The 18,899-nt window shown below is 60.1% G+C and carries 27 protein-coding genes; 6 read left to right on the top strand and 21 right to left on the bottom strand.

The features are described 5' to 3' along the window. Nucleotides 1-118 precede the first annotated feature (118 nt). The 4 genes from ABLV49_RS16660 to ABLV49_RS16675 all read right to left on the bottom strand — a co-directional run bounded on the left by ABLV49_RS16660 (nucleotide 119) and on the right by ABLV49_RS16675 (nucleotide 1,888). The gene (locus ABLV49_RS16660; protein ID WP_349278162.1) at nucleotides 119-874 is read right to left on the bottom strand and encodes a hypothetical protein; all 756 of its coding nucleotides are present in this window, start codon (nucleotides 872-874) and stop codon (nucleotides 119-121) included. Nucleotides 875-985: 111 nt separating this feature from the next. After that, nucleotides 986-1,303: a DUF3077 domain-containing protein gene (locus ABLV49_RS16665; protein ID WP_349278164.1), complete on the bottom strand. Its 318-nt coding sequence runs from the start codon at nucleotides 1,301-1,303 to the stop codon at nucleotides 986-988. Between the two features lie 3 nt (nucleotides 1,304-1,306). Next, nucleotides 1,307-1,600, bottom strand: coding sequence for a hypothetical protein (locus ABLV49_RS16670; protein WP_349278166.1), 294 nt, complete (start codon nucleotides 1,598-1,600; stop codon nucleotides 1,307-1,309). Between the two features lie 3 nt (nucleotides 1,601-1,603). Beyond that, a complete protein-coding gene (locus ABLV49_RS16675) occupies nucleotides 1,604-1,888 on the bottom strand; it encodes a hypothetical protein (protein ID WP_349278167.1) in 285 nt (94 codons plus the stop codon). A gap of 212 nt (nucleotides 1,889-2,100) precedes the next feature. Here ABLV49_RS16675 and ABLV49_RS16680 point away from each other — a divergent pair, with 212 nt between their 5' ends. Both ABLV49_RS16680 and ABLV49_RS16685 read left to right on the top strand, forming a co-directional pair. Next, nucleotides 2,101-2,484, top strand: a complete 384-nt coding sequence (locus ABLV49_RS16680) for a BrnT family toxin (RefSeq protein ID WP_349278169.1) — start codon at nucleotides 2,101-2,103, stop codon at nucleotides 2,482-2,484. After that, nucleotides 2,468-2,761 (top strand): BrnA antitoxin family protein, encoded by a 294-nt coding sequence (locus tag ABLV49_RS16685; protein WP_349278171.1) that lies wholly within the window; start codon nucleotides 2,468-2,470, stop codon nucleotides 2,759-2,761. Before ABLV49_RS16680 ends, ABLV49_RS16685 begins: the two co-directional genes overlap by 17 nt. On the opposite strand, the gene ABLV49_RS16690 is transcribed toward ABLV49_RS16685, so the two are convergent. From ABLV49_RS16690 to ABLV49_RS16725, 8 genes are all read right to left on the bottom strand, one after another. Continuing rightward, nucleotides 2,758-3,522, bottom strand: a complete 765-nt coding sequence (locus ABLV49_RS16690) for a DUF5677 domain-containing protein (RefSeq protein ID WP_349278173.1) — start codon at nucleotides 3,520-3,522, stop codon at nucleotides 2,758-2,760. The two genes, ABLV49_RS16685 and ABLV49_RS16690, sit on opposite strands and share 4 nt — an antisense overlap. Before the next feature lie 17 nt (nucleotides 3,523-3,539). Beyond that, nucleotides 3,540-3,761: a DUF2158 domain-containing protein gene (locus tag ABLV49_RS16695; RefSeq protein ID WP_349278175.1), complete on the bottom strand. Its 222-nt coding sequence runs from the start codon at nucleotides 3,759-3,761 to the stop codon at nucleotides 3,540-3,542. Between the two features lie 681 nt (nucleotides 3,762-4,442). Next, nucleotides 4,443-4,655 carry a hypothetical protein gene (locus tag ABLV49_RS16700; protein WP_349278177.1) on the bottom strand — a complete coding sequence of 71 codons (213 nt, stop codon included), beginning with the start codon at nucleotides 4,653-4,655 and terminating at the stop codon, nucleotides 4,443-4,445. Nucleotides 4,656-4,671: 16 nt separating this feature from the next. Beyond that, on the bottom strand, nucleotides 4,672-4,857 hold the full coding sequence (locus tag ABLV49_RS16705) for a helix-turn-helix domain-containing protein (protein ID WP_349278179.1): 186 nt from the start codon (nucleotides 4,855-4,857) through the stop codon (nucleotides 4,672-4,674). A gap of 501 nt (nucleotides 4,858-5,358) precedes the next feature. After that, nucleotides 5,359-5,643, bottom strand: a complete 285-nt coding sequence (locus ABLV49_RS16710) for a hypothetical protein (RefSeq protein WP_349278181.1) — start codon at nucleotides 5,641-5,643, stop codon at nucleotides 5,359-5,361. 4 nt (nucleotides 5,644-5,647) lie between these two features. Continuing rightward, nucleotides 5,648-5,815: a hypothetical protein gene (locus ABLV49_RS16715; RefSeq protein ID WP_349278182.1), complete on the bottom strand. Its 168-nt coding sequence runs from the start codon at nucleotides 5,813-5,815 to the stop codon at nucleotides 5,648-5,650. Between the two features lie 4 nt (nucleotides 5,816-5,819). Further along, complete coding sequence (locus tag ABLV49_RS16720) at nucleotides 5,820-6,032, bottom strand: hypothetical protein (RefSeq protein ID WP_349278184.1); 213 nt, start codon at nucleotides 6,030-6,032, stop codon at nucleotides 5,820-5,822. A 4-nt stretch (nucleotides 6,033-6,036) separates the two neighbouring features. Then, nucleotides 6,037-6,186, bottom strand: coding sequence for a hypothetical protein (locus tag ABLV49_RS16725; protein WP_349278186.1), 150 nt, complete (start codon nucleotides 6,184-6,186; stop codon nucleotides 6,037-6,039). A 38-nt stretch (nucleotides 6,187-6,224) separates the two neighbouring features. Between ABLV49_RS16725 and ABLV49_RS16730 the strand changes: the two genes are divergently transcribed. After that, the gene (locus ABLV49_RS16730; protein WP_349278188.1) at nucleotides 6,225-6,485 is read left to right on the top strand and encodes a hypothetical protein; all 261 of its coding nucleotides are present in this window, start codon (nucleotides 6,225-6,227) and stop codon (nucleotides 6,483-6,485) included. A 494-nt stretch (nucleotides 6,486-6,979) separates the two neighbouring features. Here ABLV49_RS16730 and ABLV49_RS16735 read toward each other — a convergent pair whose 3' ends face one another. Next, nucleotides 6,980-8,185 carry a tyrosine-type recombinase/integrase gene (locus ABLV49_RS16735; RefSeq protein ID WP_349278190.1) on the bottom strand — a complete coding sequence of 402 codons (1,206 nt, stop codon included), beginning with the start codon at nucleotides 8,183-8,185 and terminating at the stop codon, nucleotides 6,980-6,982. Nucleotides 8,186-8,476: 291 nt separating this feature from the next. Here ABLV49_RS16735 and ABLV49_RS26075 point away from each other — a divergent pair, with 291 nt between their 5' ends. Next, nucleotides 8,477-9,118: an Arm DNA-binding domain-containing protein gene (locus ABLV49_RS26075; RefSeq protein WP_415838305.1), complete on the top strand. Its 642-nt coding sequence runs from the start codon at nucleotides 8,477-8,479 to the stop codon at nucleotides 9,116-9,118. A 447-nt stretch (nucleotides 9,119-9,565) separates the two neighbouring features. Further along, nucleotides 9,566-10,141, top strand: a complete 576-nt coding sequence (locus tag ABLV49_RS16745) for a hypothetical protein (protein WP_349278192.1) — start codon at nucleotides 9,566-9,568, stop codon at nucleotides 10,139-10,141. 256 nt (nucleotides 10,142-10,397) lie between these two features. Here the strand turns inward: ABLV49_RS16745 and ABLV49_RS16750 are convergent, their stop codons facing one another. Beyond that, entirely contained in the window at nucleotides 10,398-12,662 is a 2,265-nt protein-coding gene (locus tag ABLV49_RS16750) for a GAF domain-containing hybrid sensor histidine kinase/response regulator (protein WP_349278194.1), read from the bottom strand. A 154-nt stretch (nucleotides 12,663-12,816) separates the two neighbouring features. Here ABLV49_RS16750 and ABLV49_RS16755 point away from each other — a divergent pair, with 154 nt between their 5' ends. Further along, nucleotides 12,817-13,035, top strand: coding sequence for a hypothetical protein (locus ABLV49_RS16755; RefSeq protein WP_349278195.1), 219 nt, complete (start codon nucleotides 12,817-12,819; stop codon nucleotides 13,033-13,035). Between the two features lie 41 nt (nucleotides 13,036-13,076). On the opposite strand, the gene ABLV49_RS16760 is transcribed toward ABLV49_RS16755, so the two are convergent. The 7 genes from ABLV49_RS16760 to ABLV49_RS16790 form a co-directional block, all read right to left on the bottom strand. After that, entirely contained in the window at nucleotides 13,077-13,628 is a 552-nt protein-coding gene (locus ABLV49_RS16760; protein ID WP_349278197.1) for a hypothetical protein, read from the bottom strand. A gap of 4 nt (nucleotides 13,629-13,632) precedes the next feature. After that, nucleotides 13,633-15,213: an IS66 family transposase gene (gene tnpC / locus ABLV49_RS16765; protein ID WP_349276585.1), complete on the bottom strand. Its 1,581-nt coding sequence runs from the start codon at nucleotides 15,211-15,213 to the stop codon at nucleotides 13,633-13,635. Nucleotides 15,214-15,218: 5 nt separating this feature from the next. Next, complete coding sequence (gene tnpB / locus ABLV49_RS16770) at nucleotides 15,219-15,605, bottom strand: IS66 family insertion sequence element accessory protein TnpB (protein WP_349276583.1); 387 nt, start codon at nucleotides 15,603-15,605, stop codon at nucleotides 15,219-15,221. Continuing rightward, complete coding sequence (gene tnpA / locus ABLV49_RS16775; RefSeq protein WP_349276582.1) at nucleotides 15,605-15,940, bottom strand: IS66 family insertion sequence element accessory protein TnpA; 336 nt, start codon at nucleotides 15,938-15,940, stop codon at nucleotides 15,605-15,607. The genes tnpB and tnpA overlap by 1 nt, the downstream gene beginning before the upstream one ends. Before the next feature lie 300 nt (nucleotides 15,941-16,240). Then, nucleotides 16,241-16,810, bottom strand: a complete 570-nt coding sequence (locus ABLV49_RS16780) for a hypothetical protein (RefSeq protein ID WP_349278198.1) — start codon at nucleotides 16,808-16,810, stop codon at nucleotides 16,241-16,243. Between the two features lie 55 nt (nucleotides 16,811-16,865). Beyond that, nucleotides 16,866-17,087: a CsbD family protein gene (locus ABLV49_RS16785; protein ID WP_349278200.1), complete on the bottom strand. Its 222-nt coding sequence runs from the start codon at nucleotides 17,085-17,087 to the stop codon at nucleotides 16,866-16,868. A gap of 179 nt (nucleotides 17,088-17,266) precedes the next feature. Further along, nucleotides 17,267-18,889 carry an ABC transporter permease gene (locus ABLV49_RS16790; RefSeq protein ID WP_349278202.1) on the bottom strand — a complete coding sequence of 541 codons (1,623 nt, stop codon included), beginning with the start codon at nucleotides 18,887-18,889 and terminating at the stop codon, nucleotides 17,267-17,269. Nucleotides 18,890-18,899: the final 10 nt, after the last annotated feature.

The following is an 18,899-nucleotide window of genomic DNA, read 5'->3' on the forward strand; positions in this document are numbered from 1 at the left end:
GGTGCTGACGGAACTTTGAGCCCGGCAAACTTGCCGGGCAAGCCCGGCATCTGCCGGGCTGCAAACCCGCATGGATGCTTGTTTTTTGACTTTCAGCCCGGCAAAGGCTTGCCGACAATTAGCGGCCATTGCTACGCTTTTTGGGGTTTGAATCAAACGCTGCAACCTTTCCCCCAGTCGGAAAAGGGCTTGGCTTGAGGGTTTTTTTGTGTTCTCGAATAAGACGGCGTATTGCCGTCTCCTCAATTCCCGAAAGTTCACTCAAGCGCTGGGTATAGTTTTTCACCCTTACCGCTATCAGTTCAGTTTTGGTAGCCAGCAGGCGGGCACCATCCCAGATATCCGAGTGCTTCTTATCGTCAGAACTTGCATTAACCGCCACAGCAGGCGCAGCACTACAGCCCCACAACTGCACCGCCTGTTCACACTGCATGGCCAGGCGCGAAATCAATGCATCTGATTCATTCGGTTGATGCAGCACCATGTAAAGCGCAGCCGATACGCCAGGCGTAACGCCATCGGGCAAGGAACGGGCCTGCATAGGTATTGAAGGCAGGGGGTTACCTTGACCATCAAGGCCCCGGCTGAAGGTTCGCCGCCACCTTGGATAATCCAGCCCAAACGTATCACCAGCCCCTACAGCACACGCAAGGCCCTTACCGTCAGCAACGTACAGCCCCAGGTCGGCAAGCCCTGCCAGGGCCTTATGCATGGCATGTACAGCCGGCACGAATTGCAGCCGTTTGGCGGTCATCAGCCAGCGCACCACATCAGCCAGCCCCACCAGTTCAAGCAGGGCACCGTCTGGCGTCATAGACGCGGGCGCGTTCACCCAGGGTTCGGGCGGGGATTCAATCGTTGTAAATTCGGTCATGGGGTGCCTTCAAGGGGGCAACCTTCAAAAGGTGCCAGCGCCAGGACGGTGAAGGGGTCCGTCTTTTCGCCTTTGGGGATCAGTCGCGGGCTAGGCGTGGCGAAAAACGATTTATGCCGTGTCGGGTGTCGCCATTTCTTCGCCCTGAACATAGCCGTTATGCATGGACTGAACCAATGCATAGGCGAAGGTCAGCAAATGCGCTGGTGCCCAATGCGCACGCGTCTCAGTGGCATCTTCGTGAGACGTGGCCAGCGCCTCTACCGCCACTTGCGCAGAACCCAGAAGAATCGAAAGCTGGTTGAATGCGTCCGACATTGGAACGCCTTCATTGACCGAAAAAAGCGCTTTGCCGTTGGCTGCAAAGAAATCGACTTCATGCCGGGCTGTAACCCGAACGGCTTTGTGGTTTTTGTTGTTTGCATTCATGGCTCAGCTCACCCGCTTTTCATTCAAACGGGTGTCAGCGGCCATGCGCTCAAGCATCGCCACCAAGGGGGCGATTTGATTGGTAAAAAACCCTGATGTACGGGCCACATCCTCAGATTTGCTGCCACAGAGAAGCTCAGACAAATCTTCAATACCGCGCGCCAAGCCCCAGCAATACGCCAGGCGCTCATGCAACGTGCTGGCCTCGTTCAGGATGGCCACCGGCTGAGCATCAATATTCCAGTTGGTGTTATTCCGGGCATCAAGGCGAAGCGGGGCAATGGAAGTGCTTTTCATGGCTCAGCCCCTCCCGCTGATAGCTGACTCGGTGCAGGCCTGTTTAAGCATGCTGGCGGCCCGTATGGCTTTGGCGGTCGCGGTGCGCATGGCCTCAAGGGTGTTGCCGTGGCGAACGTGGTACAGCGCCATGCTCAGGGCGTTTTCAATGGCTTGCTGGCGCTCGATGGCGGGCGTTCCAGCTACGCGCACGGGGCTGGCTGGGGCTGGTTTGAACGTGTGGGATGGTGCAAACGCTTGCACGGGATGGGCAGCGCGTGGGCTGGCCAGGGGTATGACGTTGGTCATGGTTTCCGCTCCTTGATGAGACTAAAACCACACGCGGCCTTTTCAAGAGCAACGGGTGGACGGGATGTTGAAAACATGGATCAAGCCATGCGTGCGGCCTTGCGGTTCGCACCATCCCGCCCGAAACCTTGAAGACGGGGGCAACCCCCGCACTTCCAAATTTTGGACGTGAAAAAACCCAGCTTAAGGCGTGGGTAAATGCCCCTTGATCAATGACGGTGTTTTCAAGCACCGGGCCTTTTCAGGCTTGCGTCAAATATAGCAGTGATTTTGCGTACATGCAAAAAGTTTTGCGTGTAAAACTTAATGTAAATACAATAAATGCAATGCAATTTGAATATGACCCGGCCAAAGACAGCACCAACAGCGCCAAACACGGGGCTTCGCTGGCTTTGGCTTCGCAGTTGGACTGGGGTAGCGCTCTGGTTTGGGTGGATAGCCGCCACGGCTACGGCGAAGCCCGGCAAAGCGCCCTTGGACTGATTGGGCAGCGGTTGTATTTTGTGGCGTTCGTTGACCGTGCCGATGTGCGGCGCGTCATCAGCTTACGCAAGGCGAACGATAGAGAGGTAATGCACTATGCAACAAACAGTTAAAACCCGTTCGGGCCGCGTCATCATTCGGCCTAGTCAGGCAGAAGATGCGGCCATCACAGCCGCCGCCCTGTCGGACCCGGACGCACAGCCCCTGACAGACGCGCAATTGAAAGCCATGCGCCCCGTCATGGGACGGCCGCGCATTGCAAACCCCAAAGCGCCTTTGACCATGCGCATTGATGCGGACGTGCTGGAAGCGTTGCGCTCCAGTGGTCAGGGCTGGCAAACCCGTGTCAATGCGTTGCTGCGCGAAGCCGTGGCCAGCGGCAAGGTTTAGGAGGATTTGCCGTGCAAGGGCTCATTCTTTAGATCCCAAAATTTCGCGTACAGAGTTCGTTGTGTTTCAGACAACTCTTCAGCCTTGGCATGTACTGCGGGAGTATTTACCTGCACGTCTAGCGTGGAGACAGCGTTCAACACAATGGCTGAAGCAACAAGAACAAACTCAATAGCTGCGACGCTGGCAATTTTGGAACGGATACCCAAGATTGCCCCGTTTTCATCAAAATCCAAATAATTGCAAACCATGGCACTCGATCCGTGCGCATAGTCACAAAGCGTGCGCCAAAGGGTGTGATAGCTATCCCCATGGCCGCTAAGTCTGGCCCACTCAAAAACGTTGAAACCTGACCCTTTCGTGAACTCTTCAAGGGACTCACGCAAAACGTCATCGGTAAGGTCTTCGGGTCGGCTTTCAACAGCCATTCGTCGCAAGCCACTCAATGCCTTATGACTTTCCGCCGAACCTTCCTTTGCTAGGGCTTGCAAATGTGCAGCATCCATGTTGACCGCGCTGAATACAAACATCTGCTCCAGAAGACAGCGCAACACAGCGCCAGCAGCGTCGTTCAGATCGTGCTCGACCAGTTTGCAAACCGCTTCCGCCGTTCGATACATCCGAATGGCCTGAGCGAATAAGAAAATTCGCTGCTTGTCGTTTTGCGCAGCCGTCTGCCGGGATAGTATTTCTGTGGCAAATTTGTGAAGGTCTTGCCCAAACGCCAGCGCGTCAAGTCTCAGCGTTTGGACTTTTTCCACAGAAATCACCCTTGTCTTTAAACCGTAAAAATTCCCACAGTGGACGGTACCCACTTTTCCAACACTACTGCGTCGAACACATGTTCTTTAGGTGTATTGACACCTTTGACCGTATCCATCCATACACACTTAACGCCATCTTCAGGCCCCACCGGCCCATAGTCTGCTACGTCAGCCACGACCATTACTGGCCCGCCGCTGATCAGTACCACTTTGTCTTTCTTCTGAAACTCTGCCATCTATCCCTCCAAAATGCCAATATCGGCACACAGAAGATTACACCTCTTCAGTGAAACTCAACCATCGAGTATCGGCCTTTGGCCAGGCATAGAAAAAACAGGGCCTGCAAGCTCCAAAAAGGCCCATTTGAGTGCGGTTTTTCAATTCGATTCCTCAGTAAGGAACAGCGCAACCTCTTGAAACCCGCATGAATACTCACTTCTTGCCGTTGCGCTTGAAAAGATACCGCCAAAAATACCGCCAAAAAGAAAAGTGTCTCCCAGCCAGCGCTCAAAAGTCATCCGTAACCATCGGGCAGGGCTTGCACCAAGACAGGCAACATCTGGCTAGGCTAACGGTCAGACGTTCCACCTGGTCAACCCGACACTAGATCAGGCAGTGGCTGATCGAGCTGCCCGTGCTGGCGGTGCTGATTGAGTTGGCGGGGCTGGTAGTGCTGGCCGGGCTTGAAAACCGCCGATTGGGGGCACTTTTAAGGTTCGATTGCTTTGGAAGGAACCGCATTCATTGATTAACCCGTTGTTTCATAACGATATTTATTCAGCTCATTCGAAATATGCCCCCATTTATGCCCCCAGACTGTCATTGATACCCCCTTGAAATTGACCAAAGGCGGGCGCTTGTCGTGTCGCACTGGCCGGGCTGGCGTCATGTTGTGGCCAGCGTCAAAGCACTTGCAATTATTCGCCACCTTTGGGGGGCACCAGATAGGCCGCATGCAGGCGCTGCAATTCCAGCAGCAGGCCCAAATGCTTAGGCACCCAGCCCGGAACCGGCACGCCGTCATTGCGCCAGCGGCTCGGGGTGTTGCGGTGCAAGCCGGTTGCCCGGCAAAACTCGCTGACTTTCCAGCCCAGCGCGGCCAGCGATGTATCGAATTCTTCAATCGTCATCGGTGCCCTTTTGTTATCAAGCGTCTGGTTCGATATACACCTGGTGCAACCGCTTGATATCTGCCATGGCCCCCAGGTAGGCGGGAACCCAAGCGGGTACGGGCGTTTTGCCATTGATCCAACGGCTCGGGGTGTTTTTGTCAAGCCCGGCCTTACGGCAAAAATCGGACTGTTTCCAGCCCAGCGCGGCCAGCGCGTGCATGAATTGCTCAGGGGTCATTGTTGAAGGCTTTGATTCTCAGGTTAGGGAGGAATCAATCCTAGCATGACTCCCTTAAACTATACGTATTTGTCTTTTTTCTATGCATAGTTAACATAACGCCCGTCGTAGAACATACGAATGTGCATAGTTTTCTACGCTTTAAGGGAATATCTAGCAAAATCAACCACTTACGGCCGTGCTGTATTTGCTCAAAATTTAAGCACTCCAGCAGATAAAAGTTATCCACAGGCTGGAAAGCCAGCAGTTCACACGGTATCGGTTCGGTTCCTGTAATTGGTAGCGATTCGGTTCCTGAAATTGAATACTGGCCGGGCTGGCGCACCTGGTCAAGGTTCGGCACCAGCTCAGGCGGTGCTGGCCGGGCTGGCCATGCTGGCGCACCTGGTCAAGGTTCGGCACCAGCTCAGGCGGGGCTGCCCATGCTGCCCATGCTGCCCATGCTGGCCGGGCTGGCGCACCTGGTCAAGGTTCGGCACCAGCTCAGGCGGGGCTGCCCGTGCTGCCCGTGCTGCCCGTGCTGCCCGTGCTGCCCGTGCTGCCCGTGCTGGCGGTGCTGGCGGTGCTGGCCGGGCTGGCCGGGCTGGCCGGGCTGCCCATGCTGCCCATGCTGGCCATGCTGGCCGTGCTGGCCATGCTGGCCGTGCTGGCGCACCTGGTCAAGGTTCGGCACCAGCTCAGGCGGGGCTGCCCATGCTGCCCATGCTGCCCATGCTGGCCATGCTGGCCATGCTGGCCGGGCTGGCGCACCTGGTCAAGGTTCGGCACCAACTCAGGCGGGGCTGGCCGGGCTGGCGGTGCTGGCGGTGCTGGCCGGGCTGGCCGGGCTGGCGCACCTGGTCAAGGTTCGGCACCAGCTCAGGCGGGGCTGGCCGGGCTGGCGGTGCTGGCGGTGCTGGCCGGGCTGGCCGTGCTGGCGCACCTGGTCAAGGTTCGGCACCAGCTCAGGCGGGGCTGCCCGTGCTGGCCGGGCTGGCCGGGCTGGCCGGGCTGGCCGGGCTGGCGGTGCTGCCCATGCTGCCCATGCTGCCCATGCTGCCCATGCTAGCCATGCTGGCCGGGCTGGCGCACCTGGTCAAGGTTCGGCACCAGCTCAGGCGGTGCTGGCCGGGCTGGCCGGGCTGGCCATGCTGGCGCACCTGGTCAAGGTTCGGCACCAGCTCAGGCGGGGCTGCCCGTGCTGCCCATGCTGGCCATGCTGGCCATGCTGGCCATGCTGGCCGGGCTGGCGCACCTGGTCAAGGTTCGGCACCAGCTCAGGCGGTGCTGGCCGGGCTGGCCATGCTGGCGCACCTGGTCAAGGTTCGGCACCAGCTCAGGCGGGGCTGGCCGGGCTGGCCGTGCTGCCCATGCTGCCCATGCTGGCCATGCTGCCCATGCTGGCCATGCTGGCCATGCTGGCCGTGCTGGCCGTGCTGGCGGTGCTGGCGGTGCTGGCGGTGCTGGCCGTGCTGGCCGTGCTGGCGGTGCTGGCCGTGCTGGCCGTGCTGGCCGTGCTGGCCGGGCTGGCCGGGCTGCCCGTGCTGGCGGTGCTGGCCGTGCCGTTCCGGTGCTGGCCACGGCCGGTGCTTCATCGTGCAAACGCTTGCACTGATAGCGCCGCCCCATGATCAAACATACTACGAATCCAAAAAATTACAACCGGGCCGGGTAACGGGGCCATGGGAAAGCCCTTTGCGCTCATTTCCAGCAAAGTGCGTAAAGGCCCGGCCAGGCTTGCACCAGCTCAGGCGGTCAGGCATTGCGCCTGGTGTGGGCTTTATCGGTCTTTGATGACCGGGCGAAAAGCAGAACAACCCCGTAAGGCTCACGCTGGCCATGCACACCAAATCATGAAAACAGCACGCTCCAGAAAGTCAGTGGGGACAAATTGAAAAGGCTCTACAGAGGGGAAAAGACACTCAAACAGTATGAAAAGAGTGATTATTTTTCACTATATAAAAGTGTCCCCACTTTGTCCCCACTTTGTCCCCGTTTTGTCCCCACTTTGTCCCCGTTGCTTAACCGGCTAAAACCCGCATGGATGCTGGGTTTTCCTGATTTGTCCCCACTGTCCCCGCACTTTTGCAGAAATGCACTTGGAGTAAATTTTAAAAAAGCCAATTTATGCGGCCCGCTGGGGCATCTTGACCACGTTTCCAGCCTTGCGGCCGTCAAGGTAGTCAGCCCACCATTGCATCAGGCGCTCACGGTCTTTCAGGTAGGTGGAGCGGTGGTAGGCGGCCCTGATTTCGTTCTGTTCCTTATGGGCAAGCTGGCGCTCTATCACGTCAGGATTCCAGCCGCATTCATTGGCCACGGTGGAAAACAGCGCCCGGAATCCGTGGGCAGTGGCTGTATTTTTGTAGCCCATACGCGCCAGGGCTGAATTGAAGGTGTTTTCGCTCAGGGGCTTGCTGGGGTAGTAGGGGCTGGGAAAGACCAGCTCACGCCCGGCGCTCAGCGTCTGCATGGTGCGCAGCACTTCCACGGCTTGAGGTGAAAGCGGGACACGGTGCTCTGTGCGCATCTTCATGCGTTCGGCCGGAATGACCCAAAGCGCCGCGTCAAGGTCAAACTCCGCCCACCTTGCGCCGCGTGTCTCGCCGGGCCGCGTTGCGGTCAGGATCAGCAGGCGCAAGGCATGCACCGTGTGCGGGTCGCCATCGTAGGCGGCCAGCTTGGCCAGGAACTCGGGCAGCTCCTTATCGGCCATCGCGGCCCGGTGCTGCACTTCACGGGGCTTGAGGATTTCAGACGGCACCAGATCAAGCATGGGATTTACGTCAATCCGTTCATGAATCATGGCCCATCGGTAAACCGCCTTCACCCGCTGCAACACCCTGCCCGCCTGGTCGCTTGCGCCGCGTGCCTCTATTTTTTTCACGGCCGCCATGATCTCGCCGGGCTTGATGGACGCCAGCGGCCGGGAACCCAGCGGCTTGAAAATGTCCGCAGCCAGGGAAGCGCGGATACGGTCTGTTGTTTTCACGTCCCAGCGGGCCGCCTGGTGCGCCATCCAGTCGCCAGCCACGGCCTCCAGGGTGTTGACGGCTTCATGTGCCGTCTTGGCCTTGTCAGCCCTGCGCAACTCGCCGGGGTCACCGCCGTCCTTCAGCACCTTGCGGGCTTGGGCGGCCAGGTCACGGGCTTGCTTGAGGCCCACGGCCGGATAGACGCCAAAGGCCAGCCGCTTTTCCTTGCCGCCGTGGCGGTACTTCATGCGCCAGTAGCGGCCGCCCGCTTTCGTCAGCTCCAGGTAAAGCCCGCCGCCGTCAAAGTATTTGCCGGGCTCGGACAGGTTGCGCAACTGCGCATCGGTTAGGGGCATGGGGGTATCCTTCACAGTCTGGGGGCACATTTGGGGGCATATTTCGCCACCGCTCGACTGTAGCCTAGGATTCATGCAGGTTTCAAGCTTGAATGTGATTCCTGTTGGTGCACCAAATCATCATTTCACAGCGTCTCATAACACCTCAAAACCCGCGTATCTCATAGGTACAGCGGGTTTTTTTGTTGTCTCATGCGGTATCACGGGATACCATGCCATTGCGGTATTTCAGCGGTACTTATCACGGTATCAGGCAAGTACCGCATACCGAGATACCGTAAAGGGGCAGCAATGGCACTGACAGACACATTCGTTCGGCAGGTGAAGCACACCGGCAAAGCCACTGGCGACAAACACACCGATGGCGCAGGCATGTATCTGCTGGTTAAAGCCGCCGGGAAGTATTGGCGCATGGACTATGCACATGCCGACAAGCGCAAGACGCTGGCGCTGGGCGTTTACCCGGCGGTATCGCTGACCATCCATCAAGACCCCAGCCCGACAGACCGTTGCGACAGCCATCAAACGCATGAGGAGGACGCGGCTGAAACTCATGAAATCGAAGTGGCGCGGCAAGTGAAGGAGTCAACGCCTGAGTTCACGGCGGCAATGTCGGCTTGCCTGCGTCTGGTGGAATCGCTGGGCATGGAGCACCCCAACACGACACGGGCCATGCAGCGGGCAATGGCGCTGGCCGGGCCATCCATGCACGACTTCATGGCCCGCCAAGCGCGGGAACTGGACTTGATCCCTGATGCTGACGGCTACACCGATGACGGCCAGCCGGTGTTCAGCCTGCAGGCCATCGCGGCGAAGCTCGATATGAGCATGGATGAGGCGCAAGAGGCCATGAATGCCATGCTGGCAGACCGTGCGGCGCTGGGGTTGCCTGCTGCCCTGGTTGACCCGGCAACGGTTCACCGCAAGCACTGACGCCGGACTGAGAAACCATCCAAGGCCCGCCAGTGCGCGGGCTTTGTTGCGTCTGGTCTTTGCTGGTAACAGCGGGGAAACAGCAAAACAGCGCACAGCCAAGCGCACGAGGCCAGCCGGGCCGCTGGTATCAGTTCTGATCTGGAGTCTCGCCACGGAACGCATGGCAGGCCCATGAGGACGGCAACCCCAACATTGCATCAAGGGCGCGGCAGTTTCATACCTGGCGGAATAAGTCCGAATTTCCGCGCAGATAAGTACGCACTTTCCGGCAGGATTTCCGCGCAGGTTTTGCGCCACTGAAACAGGGGGTTTCTCCAATGAAGGAGGCCATGCCCGCAAGGTGGATAGCGCAACAGTTTCCGCGCAGGTTTCCGACACAATAAGTCCGCAGGGCATTGCGGTATTTGCCTGATGATTTCGGTAAATCTTTTTGAGGAGCAAGGCATGGGCAGTTCAAGCAGCGGCAACCACGGCGGCAAGCGCACCACCAGCGATATGCGAGCGCTGGACGTGCGCAAACTGCAACGCGACGGGCTATTGACGCCTCAGCGGTCTGTCAGCCTGACATGGAGCCGCAACGGCAAGCCAGAGGCCACCATTGATATGCAGGTGCGCACCGACAGCGTGACGCTGGACTACCGGCAGCGGGATCGCGGCGGCGAGTGGCAGGCGATGAAGTACCCAGTGCGCCTGGCTTGGACGCCTTGCACCTATGGCGGGCAGCGTGCCTGGTGGCTGTGCCCTGCCGTGGGTTGTGGTCGGCGTGTGGCGGTGCTGTACGGCGGCAGCGTGTTTGCGTGTCGGCACTGTCAAAGGCTGGCCGACAAGAGCCAGAGGGAAACCCCGAACGACCGCGCCTACCGGCGGGCGAACGACCTGCGCGACCGGCTGGGCTGGGTGCCTGGCGTGATTCACGGCGCGGGCGTCAAGCCCAAGGGGATGCACTGGCGGACTTACTGGCGCTTGCGGGCCAGCCATGACGCCAATGTCATGCAGACACTGGCGGGCCTGAGCGCCTGACTGGGCAAGAGGGGCATTCATCCCGGCTGATCTGGTGGCCTGGCTTTTCACCAGCTCAAACCCTTCAAGCCGTACCCAAAAGGAGACACTTTTCTTTTTTACGGTATTTTTGACGGTATCTTTTTAAGTGAAGCAACAAGAACCTAGCATTCATGCGGGTTACAGCCTGATTTGCGGTTCCTGTTGGTGCACCATTTGATGGAATCAGACAGTCTCAAAACCCGCATGCTGACTGGCATGGCGGGTTTTTTCTGCTTTACCCAGCCGCCTCACTGCCCGACAAGACGGGCAGTGATGTCTGCTCCGCGATGGCCTTGCGAAAGACACGCACCAGGGTATCGGTCGTGTAGGGTTTCAAGATCAGTTCGAACCCATGCGGCCCCTGTTCGGCCATGACCGCGTTGTAGCCGCTGGCCAGCACCACGGGAAGCCCGGGATGATGCTTGCGCACCTGCTCACCGAACTCGATCCCGTTCATGCCAGGCATGACCACGTCGGAGAAAACCAGGTCAAAGCGGTTTTTGCCAGCGGCCAGCAGGGCCAGCGCGGACGCTGCGTTGACCGCCCAGACCGTCCGGTAGCCCAGGGCGTCCAGTATCTCGCAAGTCATCTGTGCCAGGGTTTCGTTGTCCTCCACGACCAGCACGCCCAGGCCCCCGTCATCAGCGCCTTGCTCTGGACATTGCGCCCATGCTTTTGCGGGGAGTTCGCTCTCGGCGCGTGGCAGGTAAAGGGTAAAAACAGAACCCCTGCCCAGCTCGCTCCGGACATGGACCGCACCGCCTGACTGCTTGGCAAAGCCGAACACCTGGCTCAGGCCCAGGCCTGTGCCCTTGCCCACCGCTTTGGTCGTGTAGAAGGGCTCGAAAATCACCTCCAGTTTTTCGGACGCAATGCCGCAGCCGGTGTCGCTGACCGAAATGGCAATGAAATCCCCTGCCCGAGGGCCATGGCCCGGGCCAGCCGGCAAGCTGCCGGTCTGCTGCACGTTGATGATGAGCTGGCCGTTTGCGCTCATGGCGTCCCGCGCGTTGACGGCGAGGTTGACCAGCGCGGTTTCAAACTGGTTGATGTCCGCCTCGGCGACACAGGCGTTTCGGCCGCAGGACTGATAAAGGATATTGACCTGCCTGCCCATCAGCGGCCGCACCAGATCGACCACGACTTGCACCTGCAGGTCCACGTCGAACACCTCGGGGCTCAGAGGCTCTTGCCGGGCGAAAGCAAGCAGCTGGCTGGTGAGCTTGACGGCGCGGCCCACCGTGTCATAAATCAGGTCCAGGTAATAGCCGTGGCGGTCCACGGGAAGCCTGTTACTGCGCAGCAATTCGACCGAGGAACTGATCACCGCCAGAAGGTTGTTGAAGTCATGGGCAACCCCACCCGTGAGTTGGCCCAGCGCCTCAAGCTTTTGCGATTGTCGCAGCGCAGTCTCGGTGCGCAACAGTTCGGTCGTGCGCTGGTCGAGCGTTCTGTTCATCTGGTGGACGTCGAGTTCCGCACGCAGCCGCGCCAGCGAAGTCCAGGTCCGCTCGGCGACTTCCTCGACCAGTGCCTTCTCGTCATGCGTCCAGATGCGTGGCTGGGGATCAAGCACAAAAAAGATCAGGGCAAGACGGCCGTTCTTGACCAAGGGGGCAGCAACGAATGCCCGGGCAGCGATTGACCCGCAACCCACATCGCAAGCCGCCCAGGCCGTGAGCGGGTCGCTGGCAGTGTCGTTCACCACCACGGTCCGGCCGGCCCGCAAGCCGGCAATCACCGCCGGTCCGTAGATATCAAGCGGGTGGGCGCCCACCAGGCCGGGGGAACCGTCGGCCGTCCAGTCATGGTGAATCTGCACCCGCTCGCCCGACGCATCAATTTCGCCATAACCGACGCAAGCTGCGTCCAGGTACACGCCGAGCTTTTCGGCCGCGACCAGCATCAGCGACTTCGGCTCAATCGCGTCCCGCAGGGCATCTCCGAGCTTCACCCGAAACGTCTGCCGTTTTTGCTCTTGCTCCCTGCGCTGCTCGATCAGCACGTTTTGAGTGGTCTCGATGGGAAAGCAATAGACGCCGACCACAGCACCATCGTCATCGCGAAATGGCATGAAGGAAAGCGTCCACCAGGTCGGCACCGTGTAACCGTTGCGCGTCAGGGTAAAGGGCATGTTCTCGTAGTGCGACCCCTCACCGCCAAGTGCTTTCTTCGCCATCGGCTCAAGTTCGGCCCATGAAGCAGTCCATTGTTCGGCGGCGGGCCGGCCTGACAAACCGTCAAAGCGCAGGCCGAGCATGGGGCGGTAGCTGTCGTTGAAGAATGAAAGAAGGTCGGAGCCCCAGCCGATGATCATGGGCTGGGGGCTGCTGAGGAGTGTGGCCAGCATGCTCTTGAGAGTGCGTGGCCAGCTGGCGGGCGCGCCCAGCGCGGTTCCGCTCCAGTCCTGAGCGCTGATGAGGGCACCCATCTCGCCGCCATGAGCCAAAAATTCCGGCACGGGCGGCGCCAAAACAGGTTCGGTCAGTTTTTCAGGCATTTGAAGATGGGCATTGCCGTCAATGAAAGAACACGCATTCAGGCTTGAGATCATTTCATTCTGCATTCAAAAGACATTTTCATGACGATGAGAAACCAGGCCAAGAGAAAGAAGCCTTTCAAGGCTCACCGGCAACTCCGCAGCAATGCGTCCGATGCCTGCACCCAACTCAAGCCCTGCCGTGCAAAAACACTGCGATTGGCAAAATTTACCGAATGATGCACCTTATTCCAAAAACTTGCTTGCTATTATTTTAATAGCTAATTCTGCTTACAGGACAAGCACAAAAAGCCTATTTGATCATAAAAAAGGCTGTCGGCAGGACTTGATGTCCAGCGCAGCCATGGTCAAGGGCAATGCCTTTCAAACGTAACCGGTAACCCTGCGGCGTTGTTGACGCGTAAGCCCGGATGCTCAGAAGGGTCGGAGTCGGGACGCGGTTTGCTTGCCAGAGGAAGGACGGCGCTGAAGTGTGCCGCCGGGTGCGGTGGCAGCGATGCATTCGACGAGATTGAATGAGGCCAGCAGCAGGTATTTCTTGGCATCGCTGCGTACCGCCAGCAAGTCATGATCGCGCAAGTACCCGTGTACGAACGCCAGCAGATAGCGTTGCGCATGATCGTCGACGCGTTGTTGGGCGGCTTGCCGCATGAGCTCGGGACTCAAACATTCGTCGAACCGAATGCTGCCATTGAGGCGCTGCAGGCAGCGCTCCTGAACGTCCTCCGTGATGAGGGGCCAGTCCAGCGCCGACGCCTTGATGGCCTGGCAGGCCACCATCAGGATGTAAATCGGTACTTCCAGCTGCTGCAGGCTCACGCCCATGCGCTCGAGCACCAGCACCGAGGCCAGCAGGTTGGGCTGGCGCAGATAAATTTCGTCGGCCAGCTGCACGCGCTGTGCAGCGCTCATGCGCTCCACGGCAACGACCGCCTGGACGACCTGGGCCTGGGACAGCTCGCTCATGGACTCAGATTCCCGAGCGCAAGGGGCGCTCGGCGAAGTGTTGCTTCCACAGCCGCGGGGTGAGCTCGTGCACGCGCTGCGCCGGCTGCACGCTGATGCGCTGCAAGACATCGACGAGGTAGGTGTATGGATCGATGTCATGCAGCCGGCATGTCGCGATCAGGCTTTGCACGATGCCGGCGTGCTTGGCGCCCACCTCCGTCCAATAAAATAACCAATTCTTCTTGCCCATCGGAATCGGGCGCAGGGCACGTTCGATGTGGTTCGTGTCGATGGCCACGTCAGCGTCTTCGAGGAAGACCGACAACCCCGCACGACGCTCGCGCACGTAGGCCAAGGCCTTCGTCAACGGGTTGCTCGGCAACAGGCCCTGCTGTTCAAACTGCTGATCGACCCAGGTGAAGAATGCCTGAACCCGAGGCTTGCTGTGGGCGAGACGATGCACCCGCTTGGCCTCACCCAAAAGCTTGGCCTGGCGGATCTCGTCCTCGATCTGGTAGAGCGCGCCGATCTGGCGCAAGGCCTCGGCCGCCCCCTTGGGTTCGGCGCCCTGCGCTTCGAAGAACGCCCGCCTGGAGTGGGCCCAACATTGAGCGTGGGTGATGCCGCTCTTGCTGGCGTAGCTGGCATACGCCTCGTAGCCGTCGCTCAGCAGCACGGTGCCCGGTTTGCGTTTGAGGCCCAGGGCCTGCTGCACATGCTCATGGCGACGTGACTCGAAGTGCGGGAAGCACACCTCGTCATGTTCACCGTAAACCGGCCAAAAGTAGCTGGCCTTCATCTTGCCGCCACCGCCCAGGCCGGCCTTGATCGGGGTCTCGTCCATCGTGATGACGCGGCTGGCACGGATCGAATCGAGCTGCGCCGTGTAGATGGGTTCGAGCAACTGTGCCGCTTTCTGCACCAGCTGTGTCAACCACGGCCGGCTGGTCTTGAAGCCGGCCTCCTGGATGCGCTGGTGTTGGCGGTACAGCGGCAGGTGCCAGCGGAACTTGTCCAGCAGCACGCCGGCGATGAAGCTGACGTCGGCACGGCTGCCCTCGATGACGCCCAGCGGCGCGCTCGGACAGTGCAGGGTCTGCGTGTCGCGGCGCTTGATCACGGGGCGCACGTACTTGAGTACGACAAAGCTGCCCGGGCGCTGCGCCAGGCGGTGACTGATCTTCTCGCCGATGACCTCGTACTGCTCGGGCGCCAGACCTTGTGCTTCAGGGTTGGGAACCTCGATGACCTGCACCGGCACCTTGGCCTCGTCGAAGAATGTCGCCGCCGCAGCCCCCTCATCGCTGAAGTCGCTGACGGTCCGGCGACGCTTGTGGGCGGGAACGATCTGGGTGGTTTCGCTCTGATCGCCAGGCTGTGCCAGATCGCCCAGCAACTGGCCGAGGTGCATCTGCTGCGCATCGACCTGGGGCACAAAGCGCTCGCTCTTGTTGCCGAAGATCTGGCGCTTGAACCACTCGATCTGGCGTTTGAGCTCCTCGATCTGCGCGGCCTGGCTCTGCAGCATCTGCGCTATTTGCGCAGGCCCGAGCGCAGCCACCGCGATGGCATCAGGAACTCGGGGCGTCAGCGTCAAAGACATGGACCTTATGTTACCGAGGGCGCCTGCGGTACGGCACAGGATTGTCCCCAATTGCGCGGGCTGCGATAGCGCTTGTACTGCCGTTTGGGCTCGATGCCCTCGAGCATGAGTTTCAACGCCGTCCAGTCCATCTCGCGGTGAACCACCGCACTCCAGTCGCGCAAGAATGTCCCGCCCTCCAGGCGTTTGGCCCACACGCACCAGCCGCTGCGGTCAAAGTACAGCACCTTCATCTGCGTGGCGCGGCGGTTGACGAAGACAAACAGATGCCCGCTCAGCGGGTCCTGATGCAGCCCGTGCCGCGCCAGTGCGTACAGGCCATCGAAGGACAGCCTCATGCTCACCGGTTGACCATAAAGGAAGACGCGAATCTGGCCTTCGGGAAAGAACATCAGCGCCGAACCAGGGTGAGGGTCAGACCCGCGCCGAGGTCCAGGCGCAACTCCAGCGCCGGGCAAGGCGCGGGCGCACCCGAGCCCATCGTACCCAAATCGACGAAAGCCATCGGTGCCTGGCTTTGGGCGTCCTGCTTGAGCTGGCGAACCACGCCAGCCCCACCAAGCAAGCGCGAACGCCAGCGCGCAAAGCTACTGCGGCACAGGCCCTCACGGCGGCAGAACGCCTCTACCGTCAATCCGGCGCCTTCAAAGCGTTTGAACGCTTCGAGCCAGGCTTGCTCGTTCAAACGGTGACGGCGCTTTACGCCCTCGTTGACCATGGCTTGCATCGCTGTTGCTCCTCATCGTAAATCAATGAAGGCATTGTTCCCGACGACACCTTTGCAAGGAAGGACGCCGTTCAGTTACCGGTTACTTTCAAACGGCCATTGTGAAGCACGTTCCTACTGTATTGGCTTACGTCATGCCTGAATCAGCCGATCCCGCTTACTCCACATGCAGTCACAGCTATTGAAAAATAGCGACAAGCTGCATCAAAAAAAAATCCCGGCACTGTTTGCACAGCACCGGGATTTTCAGGATCTTGACGTCACAGGCCTTGCTTGCCCTGACGTGCGATCAGGCGTGCATTACATGCCGAACTTGGCCTTGGCGTCAGCCTGGCAAGTGTCCTTGGCGGCGCCAGCCAAACTGTCGCAGCGCTCCTTGGCGGCCTTGTACTCGGCTTCACGCTTTTCAGCGTTGGCGTCTTTCTTGGCCTCGTTCACTTTTTCGGCCTTGTTGACCGTGGTATCGGCGGCCACCTTGGCGACCTTGGCATCTTCCTTGGCTTTCACATGCGCTGCCTTGGCGTCCTTGACGCAGACATCCTTGGCATTGCCGGCCAGGTCATCGCACTTTTCCTTGGCGGTGTCATAAGCTGCGTCACCCTTGGCCATGGCGACATCGCGGGTGTGTTTGGCGCTGGGCTTGTACTGGGCTTCGAGTTCGGCCTTGGCGACTTTTTCCATGCCCTTCGCTTCGGACGCGCAGATGTCCTTGGCGTTGTCCTTCAAGGTGACGCATTTGTCGCGATTGACCTTGTAGTCGGCGCTGATCTGGTCTTTCTGGGTCTTGTATTCGGCTTTGGTCAATGCCATCGCATTGCCGCCAAACACACACGACATGGCGACAGTCAGCATAAGAAGTTTGTTTTTCATAATGAATCCTTGGTGATTTTGCAAGCTTGACAGAGGCGCTTTTGCGAGCAGTCGCTCAGTAGCGCTCAAAGAAATTGGTGGGGTTGCGTTCACGCCAGGTATCAATCTGCTTTTCGGCCTCTTCCAGCGTGATGCCATGACGCTCCTGGATCTTGCCCAGCAACTGGTCACGCTTGCCGGCGATGACATCAAGGTCGTCATCGGTCAGCTTGCCCCACTGCTCCTTGACCTTGCCCTTGAATTGAAGCCAGTTACCTTCCACGCGATCTTGGTTCATGTTTTTCTCCTCGAAAATATTGACGGTCTGTTTTGAGTCCCCGGGAACTCCACAAGGCCACAAGCCCTGCTTACAGATGACAAATAGTAGCCATGAAGCCGTCAGGAATCGGTAGGCAGGAAGGTACGCAGCGGGTAGTCTGATGCCTACAGCCGGGCGCCAGCGCCGATGAAAACCGGCTACTTCGAGCGCAGGGTGCGGCTCAGCAACGCCACCGGCAGCAGGCCGACCAGCACCAGCGCCAATGCCGGCAGGGCCGCCTCGCCCAGACGCTCGTCGCGCGCCAGCTGGTAGGTCACCACGGCCAGGGTGTCGCTGTTGAAGGGGCGCAACACCAGCGTGGCCGGCAGCTCCTTCATCACATCGACAAACACCAGCAAGCCAGCTACCGCCACCGAGCGCCTGAGCAGCGGCCAGTGCACCCGCGCCAGCAGGCCGGCGCCGGTGGTGCCGAGCATGCGGGCACTGTCGTCAAAGCTGGACGGAATGCGCGAATAGCCGCTCTGGATGCTTTGCAGCGCCACGGCGCAAAAGCGCACCAGATAAGCCCAGAGCACGCCGAGCACGGTGGCCGTGACCCAGTAGCCGGCGCCGGTTTGCGGCGCGGCGGCCTGCAGCCAGCCGACCGGCAACAGCAGGCCGACCACGATGACGGCGCCCGGAACGGCATAACCCAGGCTGGCCAGTTGCACCATGCCCCGGGTCAGTGCATCGGGCTGGCGCCGCACCGCAAACGCCAGGCCCATCGCCAGCGCTGTCGCCAGCACGGCGCTCAGGCTGGCCAGCCGCAGGCTGTTGAGCGTCCAGCTGGCAAACTGGTTCCACAGCAGGTTGTCCCAGCCCAGCACCAGCGGACGCAGCATGAACAGCACTGGCAGCACAAAGCCAAACGCAATCGGCGCGGCGCAGACAGCCCAGGCCAGCGCCGCCCGGCCGCCGCGCAATTGCACCGGCGCGGCATCGGCAGACCCTGCGCGCGCGCCCCGGCCGGCGGCAAAGCGCATGCGTTGCTGGGCACTGTGCTCGATGCGCAGCAGCACCGCGACAAACATCAGCAACAGGGTCGCCAGCTGCGCGGCCGCCATGCGGTTGTCCATCGACAGCCAGGCCTTGTAAATCCCGGCGGTAAAGGTCTGGATGCCGAAGTAGCTGGACACGCCAAAATCCGCCAGCGTCTCCATCAGCGCCAGCGCCACGCCTGCGGCCACGGCCGGACGCGCCAGCGGCAGCGCCACCTGGCGGATGCGCCGGGACAGCGGAGCGCCCAGCAGCCGGGCGGCTTCCATCAGATGCGCAGCGCGCTCCGACAGGGCGGTGCGCGCCAGCAAATAGACATACGGATACAGCGCCGCCGTGAACACCAGCACCGCGCCACCCAGGCTGCGCACCTCGGGCAGCAGGCGCCCCTGCAAGCCGAAGGCCGAACGCAGCGCGGTCTGCAGCGGCCCGCCGTATTGCAAGAAATCGGTGTAGGCGTAGGCCAGCACATAGGCCGGCATGGCCAGCGGCAGCAGCAAGGCCCACTCAAAGACGCGGCGGCCGGGAAACTCGAACAGCGTCACCGCGCTGGCCGTGGCCATGCCGACGCCGGCCACGCCGGCCCCCACCAGCAGGCACAGCAGCAGCGATGTCCAGGTGTAGTCGGGCAACACCGTCTGCAGCATCTGGGTCAGGATGGAACGCGCCTCGCTGTCGAACGCCAGCCAGGACAGCACCACGGCCAATACCGGCAGCGTCAGCAGCGCGACCACCAGCAACAAAAAGGCAGAAGGGAAAAAGCGAAAAAAGAGTCGGCGAAGCATAAAGACCCGG

The sequence above is a fragment of the Polaromonas hydrogenivorans genome (assembly GCF_040105105.1).
GTDB classification, from domain to species: Bacteria; Pseudomonadota; Gammaproteobacteria; order Burkholderiales; family Burkholderiaceae_C; genus Polaromonas; species Polaromonas hydrogenivorans.